Source organism: Acidovorax sp. 106 (genome assembly GCF_003663825.1).
Taxonomy (GTDB): Bacteria; Pseudomonadota; Gammaproteobacteria; order Burkholderiales; family Burkholderiaceae_C; genus Acidovorax.
In genome coordinates this window covers 4,098,644-4,124,834 of sequence record NZ_RCCC01000001.1, presented here as the reverse complement: position 1 = coordinate 4,124,834, position 26,191 = coordinate 4,098,644, and the positions used below count along the sequence as shown (strand labels likewise).

At 62.6% G+C, this 26,191-nt stretch carries 16 protein-coding genes; 8 read left to right on the top strand and 8 right to left on the bottom strand.

Annotation, left to right across the window (positions count from 1 at the left end):
• Positions 1-31: 31 nt before the first annotated feature.
• Together odhB and C8C98_RS18120 are read right to left on the bottom strand one after the other, a co-directional pair.
• Positions 32-1,297: a 2-oxoglutarate dehydrogenase complex dihydrolipoyllysine-residue succinyltransferase gene (gene odhB, locus C8C98_RS18125; protein ID WP_121455414.1), complete on the bottom strand. Its 1,266-nt coding sequence runs from the start codon at positions 1,295-1,297 to the stop codon at positions 32-34.
• Positions 1,298-1,358: 61 nt separating this feature from the next.
• A complete protein-coding gene (locus C8C98_RS18120; protein WP_121455413.1) occupies positions 1,359-4,235 on the bottom strand; it encodes a 2-oxoglutarate dehydrogenase E1 component in 2,877 nt (958 codons plus the stop codon).
• A 256-nt stretch (positions 4,236-4,491) separates the two neighbouring features.
• Here C8C98_RS18120 and C8C98_RS18115 point away from each other — a divergent pair, with 256 nt between their 5' ends.
• Together C8C98_RS18115 and C8C98_RS18105 are read left to right on the top strand one after the other, a co-directional pair.
• Positions 4,492-5,562, top strand: a complete 1,071-nt coding sequence (locus C8C98_RS18115) for an AI-2E family transporter (protein ID WP_121455412.1) — start codon at positions 4,492-4,494, stop codon at positions 5,560-5,562.
• Positions 5,563-6,397: 835 nt separating this feature from the next.
• On the top strand, positions 6,398-6,778 hold the full coding sequence (locus C8C98_RS18105; protein ID WP_099655331.1) for a PilZ domain-containing protein: 381 nt from the start codon (positions 6,398-6,400) through the stop codon (positions 6,776-6,778).
• A gap of 91 nt (positions 6,779-6,869) precedes the next feature.
• Here the strand turns inward: C8C98_RS18105 and C8C98_RS18100 are convergent, their stop codons facing one another.
• Positions 6,870-8,561 carry a long-chain fatty acid--CoA ligase gene (locus C8C98_RS18100; RefSeq protein ID WP_121455410.1) on the bottom strand — a complete coding sequence of 564 codons (1,692 nt, stop codon included), beginning with the start codon at positions 8,559-8,561 and terminating at the stop codon, positions 6,870-6,872.
• A gap of 207 nt (positions 8,562-8,768) precedes the next feature.
• Complete coding sequence (gene hrpA, locus C8C98_RS18095) at positions 8,769-12,740, bottom strand: ATP-dependent RNA helicase HrpA (protein WP_233574706.1); 3,972 nt, start codon at positions 12,738-12,740, stop codon at positions 8,769-8,771.
• A gap of 475 nt (positions 12,741-13,215) precedes the next feature.
• Between hrpA and C8C98_RS18090 the strand changes: the two genes are divergently transcribed.
• From C8C98_RS18090 to argA, 3 genes are all read left to right on the top strand, one after another.
• Entirely contained in the window at positions 13,216-13,461 is a 246-nt protein-coding gene (locus C8C98_RS18090; RefSeq protein WP_099655328.1) for a hypothetical protein, read from the top strand.
• Positions 13,454-15,589 carry a peptidase M41 gene (locus tag C8C98_RS18085; RefSeq protein ID WP_233574593.1) on the top strand — a complete coding sequence of 712 codons (2,136 nt, stop codon included), beginning with the start codon at positions 13,454-13,456 and terminating at the stop codon, positions 15,587-15,589. The genes C8C98_RS18090 and C8C98_RS18085 overlap by 8 nt, the downstream gene beginning before the upstream one ends.
• 115 nt (positions 15,590-15,704) lie before the next feature.
• Positions 15,705-17,051, top strand: a complete 1,347-nt coding sequence (argA, locus tag C8C98_RS18080) for an amino-acid N-acetyltransferase (RefSeq protein WP_121455409.1) — start codon at positions 15,705-15,707, stop codon at positions 17,049-17,051.
• Between the two features lie 106 nt (positions 17,052-17,157).
• On the opposite strand, the gene C8C98_RS18075 is transcribed toward argA, so the two are convergent.
• Positions 17,158-18,093 carry an HDOD domain-containing protein gene (locus tag C8C98_RS18075; RefSeq protein WP_233574592.1) on the bottom strand — a complete coding sequence of 312 codons (936 nt, stop codon included), beginning with the start codon at positions 18,091-18,093 and terminating at the stop codon, positions 17,158-17,160.
• Between the two features lie 103 nt (positions 18,094-18,196).
• Positions 18,197-19,144: a LysR family transcriptional regulator gene (locus C8C98_RS18070; RefSeq protein ID WP_121455407.1), complete on the bottom strand. Its 948-nt coding sequence runs from the start codon at positions 19,142-19,144 to the stop codon at positions 18,197-18,199.
• Positions 19,145-19,371: 227 nt separating this feature from the next.
• On the opposite strand from C8C98_RS18070, the gene C8C98_RS18065 reads away from it, so the two are divergent.
• The 3 genes from C8C98_RS18065 to C8C98_RS18055 all read left to right on the top strand — a co-directional run bounded on the left by C8C98_RS18065 (position 19,372) and on the right by C8C98_RS18055 (position 22,669).
• The gene (locus C8C98_RS18065) at positions 19,372-19,986 is read left to right on the top strand and encodes an FMN-dependent NADH-azoreductase (RefSeq protein WP_121456366.1); all 615 of its coding nucleotides are present in this window, start codon (positions 19,372-19,374) and stop codon (positions 19,984-19,986) included.
• 350 nt (positions 19,987-20,336) lie between these two features.
• Positions 20,337-21,389, top strand: a complete 1,053-nt coding sequence (locus C8C98_RS18060) for an ABC transporter substrate-binding protein (protein WP_233574591.1) — start codon at positions 20,337-20,339, stop codon at positions 21,387-21,389.
• Entirely contained in the window at positions 21,389-22,669 is a 1,281-nt protein-coding gene (locus tag C8C98_RS18055; protein ID WP_121455405.1) for a sensor domain-containing diguanylate cyclase, read from the top strand. Before C8C98_RS18060 ends, C8C98_RS18055 begins: the two co-directional genes overlap by 1 nt.
• A gap of 99 nt (positions 22,670-22,768) precedes the next feature.
• Here the strand turns inward: C8C98_RS18055 and C8C98_RS18050 are convergent, their stop codons facing one another.
• Both C8C98_RS18050 and C8C98_RS18045 read right to left on the bottom strand, forming a co-directional pair.
• Positions 22,769-25,111 (bottom strand): bifunctional diguanylate cyclase/phosphodiesterase, encoded by a 2,343-nt coding sequence (locus C8C98_RS18050; RefSeq protein WP_121456365.1) that lies wholly within the window; start codon positions 25,109-25,111, stop codon positions 22,769-22,771.
• 187 nt (positions 25,112-25,298) lie between these two features.
• The gene (locus C8C98_RS18045; protein ID WP_121456364.1) at positions 25,299-26,096 is read right to left on the bottom strand and encodes a MetQ/NlpA family ABC transporter substrate-binding protein; all 798 of its coding nucleotides are present in this window, start codon (positions 26,094-26,096) and stop codon (positions 25,299-25,301) included.
• Positions 26,097-26,191 lie beyond the last annotated feature (95 nt).

Below are 26,191 nucleotides of genomic sequence, written 5' to 3'. Positions count from 1 at the left end.
TCACAGGTGGGTTTCAAGTCTCAGGGCTCGATCAGATGTCGAACAGCAGACGCGATGGATCTTCCAGCGCTTCCTTCATGGCAACCAGGCCCAGCACAGCTTCACGGCCGTCGATGATGCGGTGGTCATAAGACATCGCCAGGTAGTTCATTGGGCGGATCACGATCTGGCCGTTTTCAACCACGGCGCGGTCCTTGGTGGCGTGCACGCCCAGGATGGCCGATTGAGGCGGGTTGATGATGGGGGTGGACAGCATGGAGCCGAACGTGCCGCCATTGGAGATGGAGAACGTGCCGCCGGTCATTTCTTCAATGCCCAGCTTGCCGTCCTTGGCCTTTTGGCCAAATTCAGCGATCTTCTTCTCGATGTCAGCAAAGCTCATCTGGTCGGCATTGCGCAGGATAGGCACCACCAAACCACGGGGCGAACCCACAGCGATACCGATGTCGAAGTAGCCGTGGTAGACGATGTCGTTGCCATCGACCGAGGCGTTCAGCACCGGGTACTTCTTGAGGGCATGCACAGCCGCCTTCACGAAGAAGGACATGAAGCCGATCTTCACGCCGTGTTCCTTGGTGAACGCGTCCTGGAACTTCTTGCGCATGTCCATCACGGGGGCCATGTTCACTTCGTTGAACGTGGTCAGGATGGCGTTGGTCGATTGCGACTGCAGCAGGCGCTCGGCCACGCGGGCACGCAGGCGGCTCATGGGCACGCGCTGCTCTGGGCGGTCGCCCAGGTTAGCGGGCGCAGGAGCGGCCACCTGGGGCAACACCTTGGTGGGCACACCGGTTGGAATGGCGCTGGGTGCAGCCACTGCAGCGGGCTTGGCACCACCGGCCACTGCGGCCAGCACGTCGCCCTTGGTCACGCGGCCGTCCTTGCCAGAACCAGCCACATCGCCGACCGACAGATTATTGTCGGCCAGCAGCTTGGCTGCTGCAGGCATGGCCACATCGGCCTTGGAACCACCGGTGACTGCAGCGGCGGCGGCCACAGGTGCAGCAGCGGGTGCCGCTGGGGCTGCAGCTGCCGGAGCAGCAGCACCAACCTTGCCTTCGGTATCGATGCGGGCGATCAACTGCTCAGCCACGACGGTAGCACCGTCGCCTTGAACAATCTCAGACAGCACGCCAGACGACGGCGCAGGCACTTCCAACACCACCTTGTCGGTTTCGATTTCGATCAGGATTTCATCGGCAACAACGGCCTCGCCTGCTTTTTTCTTCCACGTCAGCATGGTGGCTTCCGCCACGGATTCGGACAGCTGGGGAACTTTGACTTCTACGATAGCCATATCAATTCTTTCGGGAATGGGGTTTTGTTCTGACAGTTTTTTAGAAATGGGCTGGCTGGCCTTACTTGGTCAGTACAAAACCCTTGAGCTTGGCAAACGCGCCGTCCACCAGAGCCTTTTGCTGCTCTTGGTGCAGGTGCGAATAACCCACGGCAGGCGATGCCGAAGCAGCACGGCCGGAGTAACCCAGCTTTTGGCCTTCGAGCATGTTCTCGTGGATGTTGTGCTGGATGAAGAACCAGGCACCCTGGTTCTGCGGCTCGTCCTGGCACCAGACGATGTCGGTCGCGTTGGGGTACTTCTTCAGCTCGGCGGCAAAAGCTTTGTGCGGGAAGGGGTACAGCTGCTCAACGCGGATGATGGCCACGTCGTCAGCGTCCTTCTCGGTACGCTTCTTGACGAGGTCGTAGTACACCTTGCCCGAGCAAGCGATCACGCGCTTGACCTTGGCGGCCTTCTTCTCGATCGCGTCGTCCTGTTCAGGAATCACCGTTTGGAAACTGCCCTTGGTGAACTCGGACAGCGGCGAAGTCGCATCCTTGTTGCGCAGCAGCGACTTGGGCGTGAAGATGATCAGCGGCTTGCGCAGGTCACGCACCATCTGGCGGCGCAGCACGTGGAAGATCTGGCTGGCCGTGGTGGGCTGCACGATCTGCATATTGGCATCAGCAGCCAACTGCATGAAGCGCTCCAGGCGCGCAGAGCTGTGCTCTGGACCCTGGCCTTCATAACCGTGGGGCAGCATCATGGTAAGGCCATTGGCGCGGCCCCACTTGACTTCGCCCGACGCGATGAACTGGTCGATCACCACCTGCGCGCCGTTGGCAAAGTCGCCAAACTGCGCTTCCCAAATCACCAAACTACTGGGGTCAGAGCCGGCATAGCCATACTCAAAGCCCAGCACGGCTTCTTCGGACAGGATCGAGTCGATCACGATAAACGGAGCCTGGTTCTCCGCCACGTTTTGCAAGGGCACGTAGGTGCCGGTGTCCCACTTTTCGCGGTTCTGGTCGTGAATCACTGCGTGGCGGTGCGTGAACGTGCCACGGCCCGAATCCTCACCCGACAGACGCACGGGATAGCCGCTGGCCACGAGCGAAGCAAAGGCCATGGTTTCACCCATGCCCCAGTCCACATTGACGTCGCCCCGGCCCATGGCTGCGCGGTCGTCATACACCTTCTTCACCAACTGGTGGGGGGTCACTGTGGCGGGAATGGTCGTCAGCTTCTCGGCCAGACGCTTCCACTCCGTCAGAGGGATGGCGGTGTCGCCAGCGTCGGTCCACTTCTTGCCCAAGAAGGGGGACCAATCCACGGCGTACTTGCTCTTGAAGTTGGTCAGCACAGGGTCCACCGTGTGCTTGCCAGCGTCCATGGCGGCGCGGTAGGCCTTGACCATGTCGTCGCCCAGCGTGGCGCCCAGGCCTTGGGCAGCCAGCTTGTCGGCATACAGCTTGCGCGTGCCGGGGTGCTGGGCAATCTTCTTGTACATCAGCGGCTGGGTCAGTGCAGGCGTGTCCTGCTCGTTGTGGCCCAGTTTGCGGAAGCAGGTGATGTCCACCACCACATCCTGGCGGAACTCCATGCGGAACTCCAGCGCCAGCTGCGTGGCCAGCACCACGGCTTCTGGATCATCGCCATTGACGTGCAGAACCGGGGCCTCAACCATCTTGACGATGTCGGTGCAATACACGGTCGAGCGCATGTCGCGCGGGTCGGACGTCGTGAAACCGATCTGGTTGTTGATGATGATGTGCACCGTGCCGCCGGTGGTGTACCCACGGGTCTGTGCCAGCGCCAGGGTTTCCTGGTTCACACCTTGGCCGCCGAAGGCGGAGTCGCCGTGCACCAGCACGGGCAGCACTTGGCTGCCCTTGGGGTCGCCACGGCGGTCCATGCGAGCGCGCACCGAGCCTTCCACCACAGGGTTCACGATTTCCAGGTGGGAGGGGTTGAACGCGAGCGACAAGTGCACCGGACCACCTACGGTGGACACATCAGAGCTGAAACCCTGGTGATACTTCACGTCACCAGCAGGCAATTCTTCGGGCGCTGTGTGGTCGAACTCGGCAAACAAGTCCTTGGGCATTTTGCCCAGCGAGTTCACCAGCACGTTCAGACGACCACGGTGGGCCATACCGATCACAATTTCCTGCACGCCCTTGGCGCCAGCGGACTGGATCAGTTCGTCCATGGAGGCGATGAAGCTCTCACCACCTTCCAGCGAGAAGCGCTTTTGGCCCACATACTTGGTGTGGAGGAAACGTTCCAGGCCTTCGGCAGCAGTCAGGCGATCCAGGATCTGGCGCTTCTTGTCGGCCGTGAAGTTAGGTTTGCTGCGAATGCTTTCCAGCTTTTGCTGCCACCAGCGCTTCTGGTTCTGGTCCGATGTGTACATGTACTCGGAGCCCAGCGTCCCGCAGTACGTTTCGCGCAGTGCATTGAGCAGCTCGCGCAGGGACATTTTGTCTTTGCCGAAGAACGTGTTGCTGGTGTCAAACACGGTTTCTTGGTCGGCGTCGGTGAAGCCGTAGAACGACGGCTCCAGCTCAGGAATCTGTGGGCGCTCAGTGCGCTTGAGGGGGTCCAGGTCGGCCCAGCGCTGGCCAACGTTGCGGTATGCGGCAATCAGCTGTTGAACAGAAGTGCGCTTGCGGCCCATTTCGGCGTCAGCGCTGGCAACCACCACTTTGGTGCCACCGGCCTTGGCGCGCTCGGCAAAGGCATTGACCACAGGCAGGTGCGGAACGTCCTTGGCATTGCTACCGTCTACAGCGGGGACATGCTGCAGCGCATCAAAATACTCGCGCCAGTTGTCAGGCACGCTGCCAGGGTTGGCAAGGTAGTTTTCATACATCTCTTCGACATAGGGCGCATTGCCGCCGAAGAGGTAGGTGTTGCCTTGGTAGGCTTGATAGACGGATGTCGTATCGCTCATATTCCGCTGACCTCCGCTTTCCTTGAGAAAGCATTAGCTGGTTAAGAAACCTTCCGCGACACGGCTGAACCGATTGGCGGATGCGACTGTGGCTGGGGAAGGGCCTAGGGTTGCGGGCGCCATTGTGCCACCGAACAGGGCATTAACCAAGATCAAGCCCAAAGGCGCCGCGGCGCGCCAGCCAATTCACAGGCAACGGTGTCGTACATTGCGGGTCTTGCACTTGTGCATCCGATCACCCAGCCCCCAAGGCCCTATGACCCAACACCCGCTCCAGCAAAAAACCTTTCTGCTTTTGCTAACGCTCGTCACCGTTGCGTTTGGCGCCATCCTCTGGCAATTCCATGGGGCCATCTTCTGGGGCATGGTGCTGGCCATTTTGTTCGCACCACTGCACCGCAAAATGCTCAGGCGCATGCCCCAGCGTGAAAACCTGGCGGCGCTGTGCACCCTCGGACTGTGCCTGGTGGTGGTGATTTTGCCCCTGTCTCTCATCACGGTATCCCTGATCCAAGAGGCCAACACCATCTACGAAAGGTTGCGCTCAGGGCAGCTCAATTTCGGCGCATATTTCGAGCAAATCGTGGCAGCTTTGCCCAGTTGGGCCGTGGGCCTACTGGAGCGGCTGAACCTCACTACCATCACCCAAATACAGCAGAAGCTATCCTCCGTGGCCGTACAGGCCAGTCAATTGATTGCGACCCAGGCAGTGAGCATCGGGCAAAACACCCTGGAGTTTCTGGTGGGCTTCGGCATCATGCTGTACCTGCTGTTTTTCCTGCTGCGTGACGGACGCAGCCTGGCGCTGCGCATTGGGCAAGCCACCCCTCTGGACAACGAGCACAAGAAACAGCTGGTCACCAAATTCACCACCGTCATTCGCGCCACCGTCAAAGGCAACATCGTGGTGGCCGCCTCACAAGGCGCATTGGGTGGATTGATTTTCTGGTTTCTAGGCATTCAAGGTCCCGTGCTGTGGGGCGTGCTGATGGCGTTCCTATCCCTGCTGCCCGCTGTGGGTGCAGGCCTGATTTGGGTACCTGTGGCCATTTACTTTTTGGCAACAGGTGCCGTGTGGCAGGGGGTTGTACTTACCCTGTTCGGCATATGCGTCATCGGGCTGGTAGACAACATCCTGCGGCCCATCTTGGTGGGCAAGGACACCAAGATGCCCGACTACGTGGTGCTCATCTCCACACTGGGCGGCATGGCCATGTTTGGGCTGACAGGCTTTGTCATTGGCCCCACCATTGCAGCCCTCTTCATGGCTAGCTGGGACTTGCTGGCGTCTTCAGAAGAAAGCCAGCAAGCCCCACCTGCCGCCTGAGACTCGCTCAGAGCGGCTAACTAAACGCCCCTGGCGTCGTTGTCTCGCCTTGTCGTACTGCTTGTACTGCCTGCGACGAAACGCCTAGCAAGGGCCGCTTCGCTTAGTTTTGTTAGCCGCTCTCAGTCCCTGTGCCCCCCGCCATGCCCACGCCCGTGGCCACGGTGGTCATCATGGTCCCCTCGGTCGTGGCCACGACCGCGCCCAGGTCGCTCATCATGGTGGTCATGCCGATCCCCCTGGGATGGGCCACCATAGTGGGGGCCACGGGGCGGCTGACGGCGGGGCGGCTCCTGCACAAAGTACACGGGCTGACCACAGGCGTTGTAGCGCGCGCAGTGCTTGCCCCAGTTCTTGGCGTGCCCTGGGGGCACGTACATGTAAATAGGAGCACGCTGAACCGGCACTTGGGGACGGTGGATGATCACAGGCTCGGCATAGATCAATGCCGGAGGCGCTGCATTGCCAATCTGGATTCGGCCATAAACGCCCGGAACGATCTGACCATCCACCGTGGCATTCACATAGGCTTGTGCGCTAGCGCCACCAGCCGCCAGCAACAACGCGATAGAGGCCCCAACAACAGGCCCGGTGCGACTGAAAAAACCCATAATTCACTCCAATGATTTCAATTCATCCCGTTTGTAACCAGCTATGAGCCAAAGCATGGCAAATGCCCTGCTTTTTTTGTAACCACAGGGTTTTGGTTCTTTGCCTGGGCATGCTGGTCACTTTTGTGCGTGGGCCCGGGTTCAATAAAACCCTAGGAATAGTGCTGGAGCACCGTAGCGCTTTGCATTAGGATGAGTCGATCCCTCGGCCCAGGAGACCGCACATGCCCCACGAACGCCGCCACTACGTGCGCGTGCAATTTGACGCACCAGCGCTGTTGACCATCGCCACCGCAGCCTTCAGCGTGCAGGTTCTTGACCTATCGCTCAAAGGCGCGCTGGTGACCCTGCCCGACAACGCCATGGTGCCCGCAGGCATGCCTTGCCAGCTCACGGTGCCGCTGGCAGAAACTGGCGATCACATCTCCATGACCGCCGGCATTGCCCATGTAGACGGCAACCATGCTGGGCTGCTGTGCCGAAGCATTGACCTAGACAGCGTCACCCACCTGCGGCGCCTGATTGAGTTGCAGCTGGGTGACCCCGCCCTGCTGGAGCGAGACTTGGCAGAGCTGATCCAGGTCTCGGTCAGCTCAGGCAACTGACACACTTCACACCTGACAAAAAGCCTGCCATTGGCTCTGGCGAACCCGTCATTTCACCCAAAGCCAAGGCAAAAGTAGCGCGAGCCCCCCGTCAACTCGACGCAACCTCACGCTCTTGAAGGGTGCGCCACATCACCTTGCCGCTGCCGCTCTTGGGCAGCGCATCCACAAACTGCACGATGCGCGGCACCTTGTAGACCGCCATGTTCTCGCGGCACCAGTCCATGATCTGCTGCTCGGTCGTGTCTTTGTGCGACGCGCGCAGCACCACCACCGCCTTCACCGTCTCCCCCCGGTAGCTGTCCTTGCTCGCGATGATGCAGGCTTCCTGGATGGCGGGGTGGCGGAACATCAGCGCCTCGACCTCCGCAGGCCACACCTTAAAGCCGCTGGCATTGATCATGCGCTTCAAGCGATCGGTCAGGAAAAAGTAGCCATCCCCGTCCATGCGCCCCAAATCGCCAGAGCGGAAAAAGCGCTTGCCCTCGAACTCGATGAAGGCCGACGCCGTAGCGTCTGGCCGCTTCCAGTAGCCCTCAAACACCTGCGGGCCGTGGATGATGATTTCGCCCTGTTCACCCACCGGCACCTCCTGCAGAGTGTCGGGGTCTACCACGCGCGCATCCACGCTCATGAACGGAATGCCCAAACACTGCTGCTTGGGGCTGTCGGGCGGGTTGGCGTGCGACGGGGCCGCCGTTTCGGTCAGGCCGTAGCCTTCGGCATAGCGCAGGCCGTATTGCTCCAGCAGGCGCTGCGCTACTGCTTGCGGCATCGCCGCGCCGCCACCGCCCATATAGACCAGGCTCGACAGGTCGTAGCTGGCAAAGTTCGGGCTGCCCAGCAGGTCGATGACCATGGTGGGAATGTTGGTCCAGGTGGTGACCTGGTAACGCGAAATCAGGCGCCCTGCCAGGTCGCGGTCCCACCGGGGCATGATGACCAGCGTGGCGCCGCAGCAGATGGACGTGTGCATCACGCTCACCATGCCGGTGATATGGAACATGGGCACCACGGCCAGCGTCACATTGTCGGCCGAGCCATTGCCCCACAGGCTGCTGGCCACCGCGTTGTGCATGATGCTTTTGTGCAAGTGCATGCAGCCCTTGGGCAAGCCCGTGGTGCCGCTGGTGTAGGGCAGCAGCGCCAGGTCATTGGGCCCCACCACCAGTTCAGGCGGCGCATCGACACAGGCCAAGGCCTCCGTCCAGGCATGGGCCTGGCCACCGTCCAACGCTGGCAGGGGATGGCGCGTGCCCAACCATTCGCGCCAAGCCTCAGGCGGCGCATCGGCGCCCGCCACATCCACATCGAACGCATCGCTGAACTGCGCCACCACCAGGTGCGCGAGGCGCTCAGCGGGCGGCAGCGCGTTGCTGGCTTTGGCCAGTTCTGGCGCCAAGTCGCCGGTGGTGAAGGCCACCTTGGCATCTGGGTCGGTGATGTAATGCTTGAGCTCTTCAGCCCGGTTCATCGGGTTGACTGGCACCACCACCGCGTTGGCCCGCAAGATGGCAAAGTGCGCCATCACCAGTTGCGGACAGTTCTGCATGCACAGCACCACGCGGTCACCCCGCTGCACGCCCAACGCAGCCAGCCGGGCTGCCATGCGCTCGGCGCCCTCCATCAACTGCCGATAGCTCAGCGACCGCCCAAAGAAGACCAGGGCCGCCTTGTCTGGATAGCGGCGCGCACTGATCGCCAAGTTATCCCACAGCGATGTGGATGGCAAGGTGATGGACTTGGGCAGGCGATGGGGCCAGAACTTGTAGTGAGAGCGCATGGATTACAAATCTCCTTGAGCTTGCAAGCCTAGATGCCTCGCCAGTGGGGAGCAATGGGGGATGCCCCGCGCCCGCGTCACCAAAGTGACCACAGCAATTTTGCGGCGTCCAACACCCGCCCTTCCCTCACGCGCGCTACCGCCCTCGCGATCGTCAAACCATGACGAACAGCAGACCGCCCCAAGACACAGAAAGCCGACGCGCCATCAACTCTGGATCTGCGCCCACAGCTTGTCCAGCCGCTTCACGCTCACCGGCTGGGGTGTGCGCAGCTCCTGCGCGAAGAAGCTCACACGCAGCTCCTCCAGCAGCCAGCGCAGCTCTTGCATGCGCGCATCCACCGCCCCCTTGCGCTCGGCCACCAGGCGCCAGTAACGCTGCTCCTGCGGACGCAGTTCGGCCAGTTTGGCGGCGTCGCGGGCGGGGTCGGCGCGGTATTTGTCCAGGCGCAGGGTGATGGCCTTGAGGTAGCGGGCATAGTGGGCCAGCTGCGCCCAGGGAGCCACGGCGATGAAGTTCTTGGGCACCAGGCGTTGTAGCTGCTGCAGCGCGTCTGCTGTGGCGTCGGGCGCGTTCTTGGTGTCCTTGATCTTGCGGGCGGCAGCCGCGTATTCGGTGAGGATGGTGGAGGCCAGACGCGCGACCTCGTTGGCGATCAGAGTGAGGCGGCCCCTGCCCTCTTCCACGCGGCGCTTGAAGGCGTACTCGTCGGTGGGCAGCGGGTCCAGCAGAAAAGCGCGGTCCAGGGCCACGTCGATGATCTGGGTGCGCAGCTCTTCCTGGGTACCCAGCGGCATGTAGGCCACGGCCATCTTCTGCAGGTCGGGGATGTTCTTTTCGAGGTACTTGAGCGCATCTTTGATCTGCAGCGCAAACAGGCGGCGCAGGCCCGCGCGGTGTTTGGCGGCGGCCACCTCGGGTTCGTCGAAGACTTCGATGGTCACGGCGTCGCGGCCGTCGATGAGCGCCGGGAAGCCGATCAGCGTCTGACCGGCCTTCCTGATCTCCATGAGTTCAGGCAGCTCGCCGAATGTCCAGGTGGTGTAGCGCTGGCCTGCTGGGGCCGATGGCGCAGCGCTTGCGGGTTTCGCCGCAATGGGGGCTGCGCCTTTTACTCCTGATTTGATAGCTGCTTGCGCTTTATTATCAAGCGCTGGGGCCGAATTTGATTCAGATTTTGCGCCCTGCGCCGCCGCATCACCGAGCTTGAGCCCCGCCAGCGCCTGGAACGCACCGCGCGCTTTGGCGCCCCACTCGGCCTTGAGTGCGCCCAGGTTGCGGCCGTGACCGAGCTGGCGGCCATGTTCGTCCACCACGCGGAAGTTCATGAACAAATGCGGGCTGAGCATGTCGAGCTTGAAGTCGGCGCGCTTCACATCGAGCGAGGTCTCGTCGCGCACCTGCTTGAGCAGTGCGTCCGTCAGGCTGCCGGTGCCAAAACGCTCAGGCGCGTTGAACAGCTCGGCCAGCCGCGCGGCCGACTCGGGCAGCGGCACGAAGCGGCTGCGCGGGCGCTGGTGCAGGCTTTTGAGCAGCGCCTGGATCTTGTCCTTGAGCATGCCGGGCACCAGCCATTCGCAACGCTCGTCGCTCACCTGATTGAGCACAAAGAGCGGGATGGTCACGGTGATGCCGTCGCGCGCGTCGCCAGGTTCGTGCAGATAGGTGGCGGCGCAGTCCACGCCGCCCAAGCGCACGGTCTTGGGGAAGGCGTTGGTGGTGATGCCTGCGGCCTCGTGGCGCATCAGCTCTTCGCGGGTGAGCTTCAGCAGGTCGGGGTTCTTGCGGCTTTCGTCGCGGTACCAGGCTTCAAAACTGTGGCCACTGCACACCTCGGGCGGCAGTTGCTGGTCGTAGAAGGCGTAGATCAATTCGTCGTCCACCAGCACGTCCTGCCGGCGGGACTTGTGCTCCAGTTCTTCGACCTTGGCGATGAGCTTCTGGTTGGCGGCCAGAAACGGCAGCTTGGTTTCCCAGTTGCCGCCCACCAGAGCCTCGCGGATGAACACCTCGCGCGCGGCATGCGGGTCTACCTTGCCGAAGTTCACGCGGCGGTTGTTGTAGACCACGATGCCGTAGAGCGTGGCGCGCTCCAGCGCCACCACCTCGGCAGACTTCTTCTCCCAGTGCGGGTCGAGCAGTTGCTTGCGCAGCACATGCCCGCCAATCTGCTCCAGCCACTGCGGCTCAATGGCGGCAATGCCCCGGCCAAACAGGCGCGTTGTCTCTACCAGTTCCGACGCCACGATCCAGCGGCCGGGCTTCTTGTTCAGGTGCGCACCGGGGTGTTTGTAGAACTTGATGCCGCGCGCGCCCAGGTACCAGTCTTCTTCGTCACTCTTAGCGCCCACGTTGCCCAGCAGCCCGGCCAGCATCGACAGGTGCAGCTGCTCATAGCTGGCGGGCTGGGTGTTGATCTGCCACTTGTGCTCGGTGACCACTGTGAGCAGTTGGGTGTGGATGTCGCGCCACTCGCGCAGGCGCCGGATGCTGATGAAGTTCTGGCGCAGCAACTGCTCGTATTGGCGGTTGCTGAGCTTGTGGGTGGCGGCGGGTGCGGTGGCGGTAACACTGGGCGGGGCCTCCACAGGGCTTGCGCCGCTGCTGCGCTGCGCCACCGGCAAGAAGGCCTGCGACGGCGCTTTCTGCGCGGCCATGGCCTTTTGGGCACGGGCCGATGGCAGGCTGGGCGCGCCGCCCCGGGCCTCGTTGATCCACTTCCACAGCTTGAGGTAGCCGCTGAACTCGCTCTTGTCGTCGTCGAACTTGGCGTGCGCCTGGTCGGCCTGCTGCTGCGCCTCCATGGGGCGGTCGCGCACGTCCTGCACGCTCAGGGCGCTGGCAATCACCAGCACTTCATCGAGCGCCTTGCGGTCGCGCGCCTCGATGATCATGCGGCCCACGCGCGGGTCCAGCGGCAAGCGCGACAGCTCCACGCCCATCGGTGTGAGTTCGTTCGCGTCGTCCACGGCGCCCAGCTCGGCCAGTAGCTGGTAGCCGTCGGCAATCGCGCGGCCCGAGGGCGCCTCGATGAAGGGGAACTGCGTCACGTCGCCCAGGTGCAGCGACTTCATGCGCAGGATGACGCCTGCCAGCGATGACCGCAGGATTTCGGGGTCGGTAAAACGGGGGCGGCCATTGAAACCGGCCTCGTCGTACAGGCGAATGCAGATGCCGTTGGCCACCCGGCCGCAGCGGCCAGCACGCTGGTTCGCGGCGGCCTGGCTGACGGGCTCGACCAGCAGCTGCTCCACCTTGCTTCTAAAACTGTAGCGCTTGACGCGCGCTGTGCCTGCGTCAATGACGTACCGGACGCCCGGCACGGTGAGCGAGGTTTCGGCCACGTTGGTGGCCAGCACAATGCGGCGGCCCGTGTGGCCGTCAAAGATTCGGTCCTGCTCCGCCTGCGACAGGCGTGCGAACAGCGGCAGCACCTCGGCATTGCGCATCACGGGCTGGTGCGACAGGTGCTTGCGCAGGTGGTCGGCCGCTTCGCGGATCTCGCGCTCGCCAGGCAGAAAGACCAGGATGTCGCCCGCCGCGTTGCCCTGCCAGAGTTCGTCTACGCCATCGGCAATGGCTTCGTTAAGACCGTAGTCGCGGCTGTCTTCAAACGGGCGGTAGCGCTGCTCGACCGGGAAGGTGCGGCCCGACACCATGATGACGGGGGCGGGGCCCTTGGCGCTTTCGAAATGCTTGGCAAACCGGTCGGCGTCGATGGTGGCCGAGGTCACGATGACCTTGAGGTCCGGCCGGCGCGGCAGGATCTGGCGGATGTAGCCCAGCAGGAAGTCGATGTTGAGGCTGCGTTCGTGCGCCTCGTCGATGATGATGGTGTCGTAATTCTTGAGCAGAGGATCGGTCTGCGTCTCGGCCAGCAAGATACCGTCGGTCATGAGCTTAACGGAGGCATCGCGGCTCAGGCGGTCCTGGAAGCGCACCTTGAAGCCCACCACGTCACCGAGCGGCGTGTTCAGCTCTTCGGCAATGCGCTTAGCCACGCTGCTGGCGGCAATGCGGCGCGGCTGGGTATGGCCGATGAGCTGGCCTTTCTGGCCAGGTTTGGCGTTGCACTTGCCCCGGCCCAGCGCCAGCGCAATCTTGGGCAGCTGGGTGGTTTTGCCCGAGCCAGTCTCCCCGCAAACAATGATGACCTGGTGCTTGGCGATGGCCTCCATGATTTCTTCGCGCTTGCCCGACACGGGCAGGGATTCGGGGAACGTGATGCGCAGGGGGGATATGGGCTGGGCACCAGGCGGGGCAGAAGCGGGGGAAAGCTCGGACAAACGCGGATCAGAAGAAGACATAGCCCCGCATTATCGGCAGCGCGCCCCTGTGCCAAGGCGCCCGGCCCCCCTGTTTTGTGCGTTTGACGCGACATTTTTCGCCGCGTTCTGGCCATTTGGCTTGCAGGCGAGGCTCCACGCCGCCACAATCGCGCCTTCTTTCAAGCAAAGCCAGCCACCCCGGCACGGCGCTGAAAGCACTGGAGGTCCCGATATGTCTGCCAACTTCTTCGCACACACCTGACCACAGTCCACCGCCCCGGCTGGACTGTGCACACTCAGTTCAGCCAAGGCTCAGCGCTTTACTTTGCGCTCCACAAGCCCTGGCTACATCGCCGGGGTTTTTTGTTTGTGGAACGCACAACGTATGAGTGCAAAAAAACTGTCTCGGGCATACGCCCAGGGTGAGATCAAAAAGCTGCGCCGCATGAAGCAGCCCCTGGTGCTGAAACTCGAAGCCTCGGGCCCGCCCCGAAACCCTGTAGCCGCCGCCATGGCCCAACGCAGCCTGTCCAGCGCGGCGGGCAAGCACATCCGAACCCGTGGGGCCCAGCGCCGTGCGGACAACGTCGCCTTGCGCAAGGCGATTCAAAACCAAATATTCAATGACTGAAACGAATCCGTACTCCAACGGGTCGCTCTTGCATGGAGCCCACGGGCTGCAGGGGCGGCTCACCCAGGGCTTCGGCCCTCACCAGCCCGCAGGGGCGGCGCAGGCAAAGGCAGGTGCTGCGGCAGCCCAAGCTGTCCAGGGCCTATCCATCCCATCCGACCCATCTGGCCAGCCCATCTCGCACAACCCGCCCACCACAGCCACGCTGGCCTTGCGCCAGCAAACCCTGGCCCATGCCGCTGCGCAGCTCAAGGCAGAGCTGTTTGGCATCGACGATGTGATTGACCGTGTCATCGACGCCATCCGCGCCTGGTACGTGCTGCCACAGCTCATCAGCCGCCCGGTCATCGTCTGCCTTTGGGGATTGACGGGCACAGGCAAGACCCAGCTCACGCGGCGCTTGGCCCAGCTGCTGGGCTTTTACGACCGCTTTGTTGAAGTGCAGATGGACGGCTTCAGCCACGGCGCGAGCTACCGCAGCTCCACCATCTCAGGCATGCTGGGTGACTCTGGCATCCACGAAGGCGCACCGGGCATGCTGGTGCTGGACGAATTCCAGCGCTTTCGCACGGTGGACACCAAAGGTGGGGATGTGAAGGTGGAGCGCTACCAGGACGTGTGGACGCTGCTGTCCGACGGGCGCCTGCCACCTGCGCTCAGCGCGCTGTCCAACATCGAGCGCAAGCTGGCCGATGCCCAGTACGACGCAGAGCGGGCCGAGGACGAGGAAGACGAAAAACGCGCAGGAAAGGCAGCCTACCGCTTTCAGCTGGACGCATGGGACGCGCAGGAACTCAAACGCATGCTCAAGCTGCAAGAGCCCCTGGGCGAGATCATGCAGTGGCCGCCCGGCAAGGTGCAGTCGCTGTACACCCGGTTCCAGCAGTCCAGCCAGGCCTGGGAGACGGACTACAGCAAGCTGCTGGTGTTTGTGTGCGGCAACCTGGACGAGATGTACCACGAGACCGCACAGCGCGTGGAAGACTGCGACACCGACGCCGATATCTTTCACCGCCTGACCCGCAAGCTCTCGCTCATCGACGTGAAAAAGGCGCTGGGCGAGCGCTTCAAGCCCGAGCAAATTGCGCGGCTGGGCAACGAGCATGTGATCTACCCCTCGTTCAGCAAAGCCACGTACGAGCGCCTCATCCAGAATCTGTGCCACCGCTATGTGCACGACATTGCCGCCCAATGTGGTGTGCAGTTCCACATCGGGCAAGACCTGCGCGATGAGCTGTACGCCAACGCAGTGTTTCCGGCGCAGGGCACGCGGCCGCTGTTTTCTTCGGTGCACGCCATCCTCAGCGCCAACTTGGTGAATGCAGCGCTGTGGGTGCTCGAACAACAATTGCCCCTGGCCCAGACATTTGCCATTGGCCTGAGCCCAGACAAGCGCGAATTGCGGGTGTCCGGGCGGAACGCGAGCGGAACCGAGCGAGAGAGCCGCTTTGCAGTCTCTTTGGAACTGAACCGGCTCAAGCAGCGGGCCAATGCCGATTTTCGGGCGCTGCTGGCGGTGCACGAAGCGGGCCATGCGCTGGTGTACTGCCTGTTGTTTGGCCAGGCGCCGCAAGAGGTCAAGATCAACATTGCCTCGTTCGAGGGCGGCTACAACAGCTTTGCGGGCCTGAAGGTCACCACGCGGCAAAACGCACTGGACATGATGTGCGTGGGCCTGGCCGGGCGCGTGGCCGAAGCCATGGTGTTTGGCGAGATGGCCTGCACCACTGGTGCCGAGCAGGACTACAAGCAGGTCACCGCTGAGGCCGCCCGCTATGTCAGGCACCTGGGTTTTGATGGCCGCATCAGCCGCACCGATGTGACGCTGGAAATGGACAACCACATCAACACCGATGTCGCACCCAGCAACGCTGCCATTGAAGCCCTGTTGCAAACGCAGTACCAGCGCGCGCAAGCACTGCTGAGCGAACACCAGGCAACGCTCAACGCCCTGGTCAGCGCACTGATGGCGCACGGCATGATCGCCCAGACCGAGATGCAGCAACTGCTATGCGCCCAGGGGCTGCAGATTCGCACCAGTGCCCCGGTGGGAGCGGACGAGACGCTGGTGCTGGAGCCCTTTGCGCAGCGGTTGGCCCAATTTCAGGGCCAGTGCGCGGCGCAATGAGCGCTTTGTCACGCACAAACTTGCTTTGCATGCTTATGATGCGCGACTTGGCGACCCAGAGCGGTCGCCTTTCGCCGTCTGCCATGCTCCCACCCTGAGGCCCCGTCCCACTGCCATGTCCGCTGTTTTCAACTTCACCTTTGTGCCCTGGTTTCGCTCTGTGGCGCCTTACATCCACAAGTTTCGCAACCAGACCTTTGTGATCGGGCTGACGGGTGAGGCAATTGCGGCGGGCAAGCTGCACAACATTGCGCAAGACTTGGCGCTGATCCAGGCCATGGGCGTCAAGATCGTGCTGGTGCACGGCTTCAGGCCCCAGGTGAATGAGCAGCTCGCCGCCAAGGGGCATGCGGCCAAGTATTCGCACGGCATCCGCATCACCGATTCGGTGGCGCTGGACTGTGCCCAGGAGGCCGCCGGCCAACTGCGCTATGAGATTGAAGCCGCCTTCAGCCAGGGACTGCCCAACACGCCCATGGCTGGCGCTACGGTGCGCGTCATTTCTGGCAACTTCCTCACCGCACGGCCCGTGGGCATTGTGGATGGGGTGGACTTTCAGCACTCAGGCCTGGTGCGCAAGGTGGATGTGGCGGGCATCACCCGCACACTGGACATGGGCGCACTGGTGCTGCTTTCACCCTTCGGCTTTTCGCCCACCGGCGAGGCCTTCAACCTGAGCATGGAAGAAGTGGCCACCAGCGTGGCGATTGAGCTGCAGGCCGACAAGCTGATCTTCTTGACCGAAGTGCCTGGCATTCGCATGCAGCCGACCGAGCCCGAGAGCGAAGACAACCCCATCGACACCGAGCTGCCGCTGGCCGCGGCCCAGGCCCTGCTGGCGCAGTTGCCTGCCGCCCAGGTGCCATCAGACACGGGCTTTTATCTGCAGCACTGCGTCAAGGCCTGCAAAGCCGGGGTGGAGCGCAGCCACATCCTGCCGTTCTCGGTGGACGGGTCGCTGCTGCTGGAGGTGTATGTGCACGATGGCATCGGCACCATGGTCATCGACGAAAAGCTCGAAGAACTGCGCGAAGCCACGATTGACGATGTGGGGGGCATCCTGCAGTTGATTGAACCGTTTGAAAAGGACGGCACGCTCGTCAAGCGCGACCGCACCGAGATCGAACGCGACATTGCTACCTACACCATCATCGACCACGACGGCGTGATTTTTGGCTGCGCCGCGCTGTACCCCTACCCCGAGGCCAAGACGGCCGAAATGGCTGCGGTCACCGTGTCGCCCCAAAGCCAAGGCACGGGCGATGGCGAAAAGCTGCTCAAGCGCATCGAACAACGCGCCCGCGCCATGGGGCTGGAAAGCATTTTTGTGCTGACCACCCGCACCATGCACTGGTTCATCAAGCGCGGCTTCCAGCCCGTGGACCCTGACTGGCTGCCCGATGCGCGCAAGCGCAAATACAACTGGGACCGCAAGAGCCAGGTGCTGGTGAAAAAGCTGTAAACGTCCCTCTACACCCCAAAACTGAAACGGCCTGCGTTACACAACGCAGGCCGCTTGCTTTGGCGAACGCGCCGTCCATGCCTGCCAAGCAAGGGGGGCGAAGCGGCTACTGCATCACGCCTTCAAAGGCGGCGTACAGCTCGTCAATCCAGTGGTCCAACTCGTCCTGCGTGACGTGCAGGTGCTCCATGCAGGCTTGGCCATGTTGCTGCCACTCGCGCGTGGGCGAGAGGTTTTCGTGGTGGTTGACCAAGAACTCGGCCAGCAAGCCGAGGGCGACCAAGTGCCGCACGGTGGCGTCAAACCGCTCATCGTTCAGGCAGGCAAAGTCGTGGTGCAACCAAATGGCCTGCGCCACCTCGGGCGGCAGGTGCCAGGTGCGCGCCACGATGGCGCCCATCACCGCATGATCGGTGCGGTGGGAGGCGTTCTCTGTCTGGGTGAAGGTGCGGTCTTTGCGGGCCAGAGCTTCGGTCACGGTGCCGGCGTAGCCTCGCACAGCCTTCACCAGCACAGGCATACCCACATGGCAAAACAGCCCAAAGCTGTAGCCCAGCCCTGGATCAAAGCTGTAGAGCTGGCGGCCAATGTGCTCGCAGGCAATGGCCTTGCGCTGCGAGCTTTCCCAAAAATGCTCCAGCAGCGGCGTGCGCACATGCAGTGCGTTGCGGGTGATGAAGGCAGATAACAGCTCTACCGAGGGTTGCAGGCCCAACACCGTCAGGGCCATGCCCACGGTTTGCACGGGTTGCGCCAGCGCATAAAGGGGGCTGTTGGCGGTGCGGATCAAGGCGGCAGCCATGGCGACGTCCGAAGACGCCAACTGCTCCATAGCGGCCGAATCCAGCTCGGACGCCGCAATGATCTCTTGCAGGCGCACCAGTGACTCGGGGCAGGGAGGAATCACAATCGCCCGCACGCTGGGATGCGCCCGGGCCTTCTGGATGTCTTGGTCGATCAAATGAGAGGTCACGGCAGGTTGGCGCGCAGACACCGAAGCGGACATGGAGACGCCCTTCGATACGGTTTCAATTGGTTGCATTGTGCCGCCAAAACAGCCCCACGCCACGCAATCAGACCCAGAACAAGGCTGGCAATCATTCGCTTGACATGGCCCAAATCACCCGGCGGGTGCAGTCCACCATTCAAATGCCAGCGCCCTCCAGCCCCTGCAAATCGGCGCGGGTGGTCAGGCTGTTGCGCCCTGGCATGGTCTCGCCCAGGTAGTCCAGAAAGCGCCGCACGGCAGGCGATAAGCCTCTGCGCGAGGCAAACACCGCGTGCACGATGGCCGGCGGTGGCGCCCAATCGGGCAGCACGCGCACCAGGCGGCGCTCGCGCATTTCCTCCTGGCACATGTAGTCGGGCAGCCAGCAAATGCCCGTGCCTGCCAGCGCAGCAAACTTGAGCGTGAGCAAATCGTCGGCCACATAGCGCGGTGTGTAGTGCACCACCTGGTGCACCCCGCCGGGGCCAATCAGGCTCCAGGTGGCGCGCCCGTCGGGGGCGGACATGGCAATGCTGTCAATGCGGGCGAGGTCCTCCAGGGTTTGAGGGGTGCCTTGGCGGATCAGCAAATCCGGGCTGGCCACCAGCACCTGCGTAGCCCGGTCCAGCCGTTTGACGACCATGCTGGCACTGTCCTCCAGCGAAGGCCGCACCCGCAACGCCACGTCGATCCCCTCCTCCACCACATTCACCGCCCGGTTGCTCACCTGCATCTCCACCCGCACCAGCGGGTGCTGCGCCAAGAACGCGGGCATCAGCTCGGCCAACACGGTTTGGGCCAGCGTGACGGGGCAGCTCACGCGCACCGTGCCACGCGGTTCGGTTTGCACCTGGGCCACGGTGTCAGCTGCAGCCTGGGCCGATTCGCGCATGGCCTGGCAGTGCCGCAAATAGGCCTCACCCACCTCGGTCAGCGAGAGCTTGCGCGTGGTGCGCTGCAGCAGGCGCACGCCCAGGTGGGCTTCCAGATCAGACACCCGGCGCGAAAGGCGCGACTTGGGGATGCCCAGGGCCCGCCCGGCGGCCGCAAAGCCACCGCGCTCGACCACCTCGGCAAAGTACAGCATGTCGTTCAAGTCTTGCATGGGCCAGCCGTCCACAAGGGTTGAGAAGCGCAGAAATCAAGCGCAGGGAGCATGTATTGCGGCTTGCAAAGTCACGGGCACAGCCCCAATGCATTCACTCCGATTGTTCCATTTTTAGAACAATCTATCGCATTTGCGGCAGCTTATCAATCTTTGTGAGCCCCATCACAATTCACCCATGGCCGCAAAGTCTGGCGGCATCCACCATCGACATCACGGAAAACACCATGCAATTGCTTCACATCGACTCGTCTATCGCCGGCGCCGCCTCGGTTTCTCGCCAACTCACAGCCCAGGTGGTGGATGCTTGGAAGGCCAACCACCCCGGCACCCAGGTGAGCTACCTGGACCTGGTGGCCAGCGCCCCCAACCACTTCACCATGGACGCCATGGCCCCCCGCACCGGCCAGACCGATGGCCTGAGCGAAGCCCAATTGCGCGAAAACGCCGTGTCCGAACAACTGGTGAGCCAGTTCCTGGCGGCAGACGTGGTGGTGATTGGCGCCCCGTTCTACAACTTCGGCATCCCCACCCAACTCAAGGCCTGGATCGACCGCCTCGCCCAGCCCGGCCGCACCTTCAAGTACGGCGCCAACGGCCCCGAAGGCCTGGCCAAGGGCAAGACCGTGATCATTGCCTCGGCCCGTGGCGGTGTGTATTCCACCAGCGAAGGTGGCCGTGCCATGGAACACCAGGAAAGCTACCTGCAAACCGTGATGGGTTTCTTTGGCGTAACCGATGTACGCTTTGTGCGTGCTGAAGGCGTCTCTATGGGCCCTGACGCCAAGGCCCAGGCGTTGGCCGCTGCGGCCCAGCAGATCAGCACGCACACCGCCGCCTGATCGGCCCGAGACTGCGCGCAGTGCCCCCCCTGCGCACGGCGCTCTGAAGCCCCGGCTTCCTTGGATACGCACCATGCGTGCCCAGGAAACCGGGGTTTTTTGCGCCCACTGCAGGATTGCAAACAATCTTCAAGTCTGCCCAACGGCTGACCCAAGCCGAGACATTTGTGCATTAATGTAAATTCGGTATGACACGCTCTAGGCACTTTGGCTTTTTAGCGTGTAGTTTTCAGGGCGACCCAAGGTGCTTTGGCCCGTCAACGGCTGCAAAGGCGTCCTGGTAGCCCTTCTGGGACTTGAGATTGGCTTGTTTTTTTCTGCGTCGATGGCTGCTGTGCTGCATGTGCTGCATGCCGCTGTGGGCGCAAGCGCAAACGATTGCGTTCATCAATCCGGGCAAGAAAGACGAGCCTTTCTGGCGCACGGTGAGTGAATCCATGCACGCCGCATCGCGCAGCCTGGGCATCCGACTGGAAGAACAGTTTGCCGAGCGCCAGCACCTGAGCACGTTCACCATCGCCAAAGCCATCGCCGCACGCCCCGCCGCGCAGCGGCCGGACTATGTGATCCTGACCAACGACTACGGCACGGGCCCAGAGCTGCTGCGCATTTTTGACGGGACGGGCATTCGCAGCTTCATGGCGTTCAGCACGCTCACCACCCCAGAGCGCGTGCAATACGGAGGCCCACGGGAGCAGTTCAAGGACTGGATCGGCTCGCTCGAGCCCCGCGCGCAAGACGCAGGCTACCTCACCGCCCAAGCGTTGATTGCCAAGGGCCGCGCCATGCGCGCCCACGGGCCTGACGGCAAGCTGCACCTGCTGGCCATTGCCGGAGACCGATCCACCAACTCATCCATCCAGCGCAACGAGGGCATGCAGCGCGCTGTGCGGCAAGCCCCCGATGTGGTGCTGCAGCAAACTGTGTACGCGGGCTGGTCACGCGCCAAGGCGCAAGAGCAAATGGGCTGGCTGCTGCATCGCCACCCCCAGGCCCGGCTGGTGTGGACCGGCAGCGACCTGATGGCCTTTGGCGCCATGGATGCACTCGCCGCCGCTGGCGCTGGCCAGCCGGGCAGCACCGTCTGGTTCAGCTCGGTCAACACCTCACTGCAAGCGCTACAAAGCCTGCACAGCGGCCAACTGGCGGCGCTGGCGGGTGGCCATTTCATCGCAGGCGCCTGGGCGCTGGTGATGCTGTACGACTACCACCATGGCCGCGACTTTGCGAGCGAGGGGCTGGAGTTGGAGCGCCCCATGTTCACGCTGTTCACCCCGGCCATGGCGCGCCGCTACCAGCAGCGCTTTGGCCAGGGGTTTGATCGGCTGGACGTGCGCCCCTACAGCAAGGTGCTCAACCCCACCGTTCAACGCTACCAGTTCGGCTTTGCCCAGCTGCTTTGATGCCCCATATGCCCCAGCGCCCGTTCCGCTCCATTGCCAGTGTGCTCATCCGCCGCACCATCGTGCTGGCGGTGCTGTGCATGTTGCTGGTGTTTAGCGTGCAAAGCTGGCTGCTGCGCGCCCAGCACCAAAAGCAGTTTGAAATGGCGATCAACGATGTGGCCAACACCAGCGTGCCGCTGCTGGCTGTGGCGCTGTGGGACATAGAAACCCAGGCCATTGCCGCGCAACTGCAGCGCATTACCCAGAAGCCAGAGATTGGCTACGCACGCCTGCAAGCAGCGGGTGGCCAGCGCTTCGAGGCAGGCAACCCCGCCCTGCTCGCCCAGGGGGTGTCGCGGCAGATTGCCATCCCGTCGCCCCAACCTGTCCAGGGTGCGTCAGCGCTCGGGGTGTTGGAGCTTACCGGCAACCCTGATTACCTGTGGCAAGGGCTGCGTACCGAGGGGCTGCGCATTTTGCTGGGCTACAGCCTGCTCACCGCGGGCATTTGCGCACTGATTGCCTTCATGCTCAAACAACTGCTGCAAAAACCGCTGTCTACCGTGGCCGAATTTGCCAGCGACGTTTGCCCCCGCCACCTGACCACTCCGCTGCGGCTGAACCGCCCACCCCAGGCGCACAGCGATGAAATCGATCAGCTCGAGGCTGGCGTCATCAAGCTACAGACAGCGCTGCAAGAGCACATCCACAACCTTGATGACCTGGTGGCCGAGCGCACCGAGCAGCTGGAGCGGCTGCTGGAAGAGATTCGCCACCTGTCTGTCACCGATGGGCTCACAGGCACCTTCAACCGGCGCGCGCTGCAAGACAGGCTGCCCGCAGAAATCGACCGTGCCCAGCGCTATGGCCGGGCTTTGTCGGTGATCTTCATGGACATCGACCGCTTCAAGCAGTTCAACGACACCCATGGCCATGCCCTAGGCGACGAGGTGCTGCGCAATGCTGCCAGCCATGTCAGCGCCAGCCTGCGCCATGGGGTGGACTGGGTGGCCCGCTATGGTGGCGAAGAGTTTGTGGTGGTGCTGCCCGAGACCGAGCTGGACGCCGCCATGGCCACCGCGCAACGCCTGTGCCGCAGCCTGCCCGAGCAGCCCCTGGAGTCGGCACGCGTGGCACGCCCTGCCGGGGGCAGCGTGCCGCCGCTGACCATCAGCGCCAGCTTCGGTGTCACGGCCTACCGGGCTGGGGAAAGCACCAGCGCCCTGCTGGCACGCGCCGATGCGCTGGTGTACGAGGCCAAGTCACGTGGCAGGCAGCAGGTGGTGGGCCGGACCTGAGCCGATAGGCGGGCGCAGAAACCGCCATGCAAACGCTATCAAAACAATAGCTGCTAGCGCTTTACCTGCAAGCGCCAGGGGCAATTTTGATCAAAACCTTCAAATACAGGCATCTATCGCATCGTGCTCATCCCCCCGTGGGGGCTGCTGGGCTCCGGCACGTTGCAACCACTGCGCCTGCAACGCCTCGGGCGGCAAGGCTTTGGCAAACAACCACCCCTGAAACCGGTGGCAGCCCATGCCCACCAGTAGGTCAAACTGCGCCTGCGTCTCCACGCCCTCGGCCACGACCTCCAGTTGCAGGGTGCGGGCCAGGGCGTGCACCGTGGCACAAATTTCGCGGTCGTTGGCGTCTTCACAGATGTCGCTGACAAACGCCTTGTCGATCTTCAGCTCCCCCACGGGCAAGCGCTTGAGCTTGATGAGCGATGAATGGCCGGTGCCAAAGTCGTCAATCGACAAAGCAAACCCCATGTGCCGCAAATCCACGGCGGCGGCATACAGGGATTCGTCCAACAGTTCTGACTCGGTGATCTCCAGCACGAAATCAGCGGGTGCGCGCCCGGCCTCATGCACCAAGGCCAGCAGCGACTGGGCAAACTGCGGCTCGCGCAGCTGGATGGTGGAGATGTTCACCGATATCACTGGCACCACGAAGCCCGCAGCGTCCCACACAGCGGCCTGGCGGCAGGCGGTCTCAAACACCCAGCGCCCCAGCGGCACGATGAGGCCACTGGCCTCGGCAATGGGGATGAACTCATCGGGCGGCACCATGCGCCCGTCCAGGCGCCAACGCATCAGCGCCTCCACCCCCACCAGTTGCTGGCGCCTGCCTACCTGCGGCTGGTACTCGAGGCTCAGCTCACCAGCCTGCAGCGCCTGGTGCAAACGGCGACGCAACGCCTGGCGGCCCTGTGCCTGTCGGGTGAACTCGTCGATGTAAAAGCGGTAAGTACCGCGCCCTGCATCTTTGATGGCATTCAAAGCCGTGTGTGCGTTGCGCACCAGGGTTGCCGCATCAGGTGCATCGTCAGGGAACAGGCTGATGCCAATGCTGGCCCCCACAAACTGCGCGCCCACGCCCGGCAGCTGCCAGGGCTGCATGAAGCTCTCGACCAGCGAAGCGGCCAGCTGCGCGACCTCGTTGCGGGTGTGCGAGCGCGCGAGCATGACCATGAACTCGTCCTCGCCCAGCCGCGCCAGAAAGCCCCGCCCCTGCAGGTGATCGGCAATGCGCTTGGCCGCCTCCACCAGCAGCTTGTCGCCCGTGCGGTGACCAAAGGTTTCGTTGACGTTGTTGAAATGGTCCAGGTCCAGCAGCAGCACCGCCACGCACTGCCCGCTCTGGGGGCCCTGCTGCACCGCCAGTTGCACGGCCTGATCGAGCGCGTCTTCAAAGTAACGGCGGTTGGGCAAGCCCGTCAGTGTGTCGAAGTGGGCTACGTGATAGAGCTGCTCTTCGTTGCGCAAAATGGCCGCCTCGGCCATGCGCAAACGTTCGAGCAAGCTCACCACGATGGCCTGGCGCAGGGCCGCCAGCACCAGCACCAACAGGCAGCACCCCAAAATCAAGGCGTAGACCACGCTGCGCGCGCCTGCCGCCGTAAACAGCAGCCACAGCGTTGCGCTGGCCATCAGCATGGTGGCCAGGGGCACCAGGTTCACCACTTGCTCGCAGCGGTGGCGGTACGCTGCATCATTGCTCAACTCGGCCTGAAAATACCGCGAGCCCCAGCCCAAGGCCAGCGCAGCCAGCGAGAACAAACCGTTGAACCAGCTGCCCGGCGCCAGCTCGCCATGCAATGCCAGCAGGTTCCAGTGCATCCAGCTGAGCCCGTAGCACACCATGCCCGCAATGATGAGCCCATGCGAGAGCCGCCAGCGCACCCCCACGCTGGGCACTGCCAGCGCTGTGACACTGGCTGCAGTGAGAAAGCTCACGGGATACAGCACCATCACAGCGCCAACGAGTGCAGATTTCAGCTCGCCACTGGGAACATAGACCACCAGCGTGACAGCCAGCAGGGCCAGTACAGCGCCTCCAAAATCCAAAGAAGTGGGGTACACCCGGTCCGGCGCAATGCGCTGAAAGGTCACGCGCATCACCGTCAGTGCCCACACAGGCCCTGCTGCCAAAAATAAAGCATCGGCAGGCGAAGGGAACGGGTTCCAGTCCGTGGCCACCTGCACATTCCACATCAACTGCCCCGCCAAAATCAGCAAAGCGCCCAACAGCAACCCGTTGTGCAAGCTGTGGTCCACCACCGACGCCTGCACCCTGCCCCGCCACGCCAAAAAGGCCGAAAGCAAAAACGCCAGCGTCCAGCTGGCGTTATCGAAAAAAACCTGGGCGGCACGGTCAGATGCCAGCAATGCAGCGGCGAACAGCCCTACCGTCAGGGCTGTACAGCCAGCAACCAGCCACTTCTCAGCTTGGGGCATCCGCATCTGCATCGGCAAACAGCTCTCCATTCAGGTTAAGCCATGCGTTTACATAAGCTTACATGATGACGATGTCCGGGTTTTCACTGGAGCAAGCCAAGCCCCACGGCTGGCTGCCCGCACGCCCATAAAAAAAGCGGGCCGAAGCCCGCTTTGCTTTCCAGATGGGTGCGAGCCACCCAGCGGATTAGAAGCCAGGGATCACAGCGCCCTTGAACTCGGTCTGGATGAACTTGCGCACTTCTTCCGAGTGGTAGGCCTTGACCAGCTTGCCCACCCAAGGCTTGTCCTTATCGGCCTCGCGCACAGCGATCAGGTTGACGTAAGGGCTCTTGGCGCCTTCTTGGGCAATGGCGTCCTTGCCAGGGTTCAGGCCGGCAGACAGGGCGAAGTTGGTGTTGATGGCCGAGGCGTCCAGATCGTCCAGCGAACGGGGCAGTTGGGCAGCGTCCAGCTCCACGAACTTGATTTTCTTGGGGTTGTCGGTCACGTCCAGGGGCGTGGCCTTCAGGCCCGCTTCGGGGCGCAGCTTGATCAGGCCCTTCTCTTGCAGCACCAGCAGCACGCGGCCGCCGTTGGTAGGGTCGTTGGGGATCCCAAACTTGGCGCCCGACTTCAACTCGTCCAGGCTCTTGACCTTTTTGGAGTAGATGCCGATGGGGAAGTTGACGGTGTAGCCCGCAGAGACGAACTTGTAGCCACGGTCTTTGACTTGCTGGTCCAGGTAGGGCTTGTGCTGGTAGCTGTTGGCGTCCAAGTCGCCTGCAGCCAAGGCTGCGTTGGGCTGCACGTAGTCGCTGAACTCAATGACCTGGATCTTCAGGCCGTCTTTTTCAGCAACCTTCTTCACCACTTCAAAAATCTGCGCGTGGGGGCCGCCGGTCACGCCAATCTTCACAGGCTTGTCCTGGGCCGAGGCGCCTGTCACAAAACCGGCAGCCAGGGCCAATGCGAGGGCAGATTGCAGCAAAGAACGCTTGTACACAGAAACACCTTTCAAATTAAGATGTTTCAGATCGTACGCAGCTTCAGTTAAAACTCAAAAGAATAAGTTTTAATTATCTTAGCCGCTAAAGCATA

What these genes read in the sequence shown, in the direction of transcription:
- odhB (WP_121455414.1), bottom strand. Translation starts at nt 1,297, where the DNA reads ATGGCTATCGTAGAAGTCAAAGTTCCCCAGCTGTCCGAATCCGTGGCG.
- C8C98_RS18120 (WP_121455413.1), bottom strand. Translation starts at nt 4,235, where the DNA reads ATGAGCGATACGACATCCGTCTATCAAGCCTACCAAGGCAACACCTAC.
- C8C98_RS18115 (WP_121455412.1), top strand. Translation starts at nt 4,492, where the DNA reads ATGACCCAACACCCGCTCCAGCAAAAAACCTTTCTGCTTTTGCTAACG.
- C8C98_RS18105 (WP_099655331.1), top strand. Translation starts at nt 6,398, where the DNA reads ATGCCCCACGAACGCCGCCACTACGTGCGCGTGCAATTTGACGCACCA.
- C8C98_RS18100 (WP_121455410.1), bottom strand. Translation starts at nt 8,561, where the DNA reads ATGCGCTCTCACTACAAGTTCTGGCCCCATCGCCTGCCCAAGTCCATC.
- hrpA (WP_233574706.1), bottom strand. Translation starts at nt 12,740, where the DNA reads ATGGAGGCCATCGCCAAGCACCAGGTCATCATTGTTTGCGGGGAGACT.
- C8C98_RS18090 (WP_099655328.1), top strand. Translation starts at nt 13,216, where the DNA reads ATGAGTGCAAAAAAACTGTCTCGGGCATACGCCCAGGGTGAGATCAAA.
- C8C98_RS18085 (WP_233574593.1), top strand. Translation starts at nt 13,454, where the DNA reads ATGACTGAAACGAATCCGTACTCCAACGGGTCGCTCTTGCATGGAGCC.
- argA (WP_121455409.1), top strand. Translation starts at nt 15,705, where the DNA reads ATGTCCGCTGTTTTCAACTTCACCTTTGTGCCCTGGTTTCGCTCTGTG.
- C8C98_RS18075 (WP_233574592.1), bottom strand. Translation starts at nt 18,093, where the DNA reads ATGCAACCAATTGAAACCGTATCGAAGGGCGTCTCCATGTCCGCTTCG.
- C8C98_RS18070 (WP_121455407.1), bottom strand. Translation starts at nt 19,144, where the DNA reads ATGCAAGACTTGAACGACATGCTGTACTTTGCCGAGGTGGTCGAGCGC.
- C8C98_RS18065 (WP_121456366.1), top strand. Translation starts at nt 19,372, where the DNA reads ATGCAATTGCTTCACATCGACTCGTCTATCGCCGGCGCCGCCTCGGTT.
- C8C98_RS18060 (WP_233574591.1), top strand. Translation starts at nt 20,337, where the DNA reads ATGCCGCTGTGGGCGCAAGCGCAAACGATTGCGTTCATCAATCCGGGC.
- C8C98_RS18055 (WP_121455405.1), top strand. Translation starts at nt 21,389, where the DNA reads ATGCCCCATATGCCCCAGCGCCCGTTCCGCTCCATTGCCAGTGTGCTC.
- C8C98_RS18050 (WP_121456365.1), bottom strand. Translation starts at nt 25,111, where the DNA reads ATGCCCCAAGCTGAGAAGTGGCTGGTTGCTGGCTGTACAGCCCTGACG.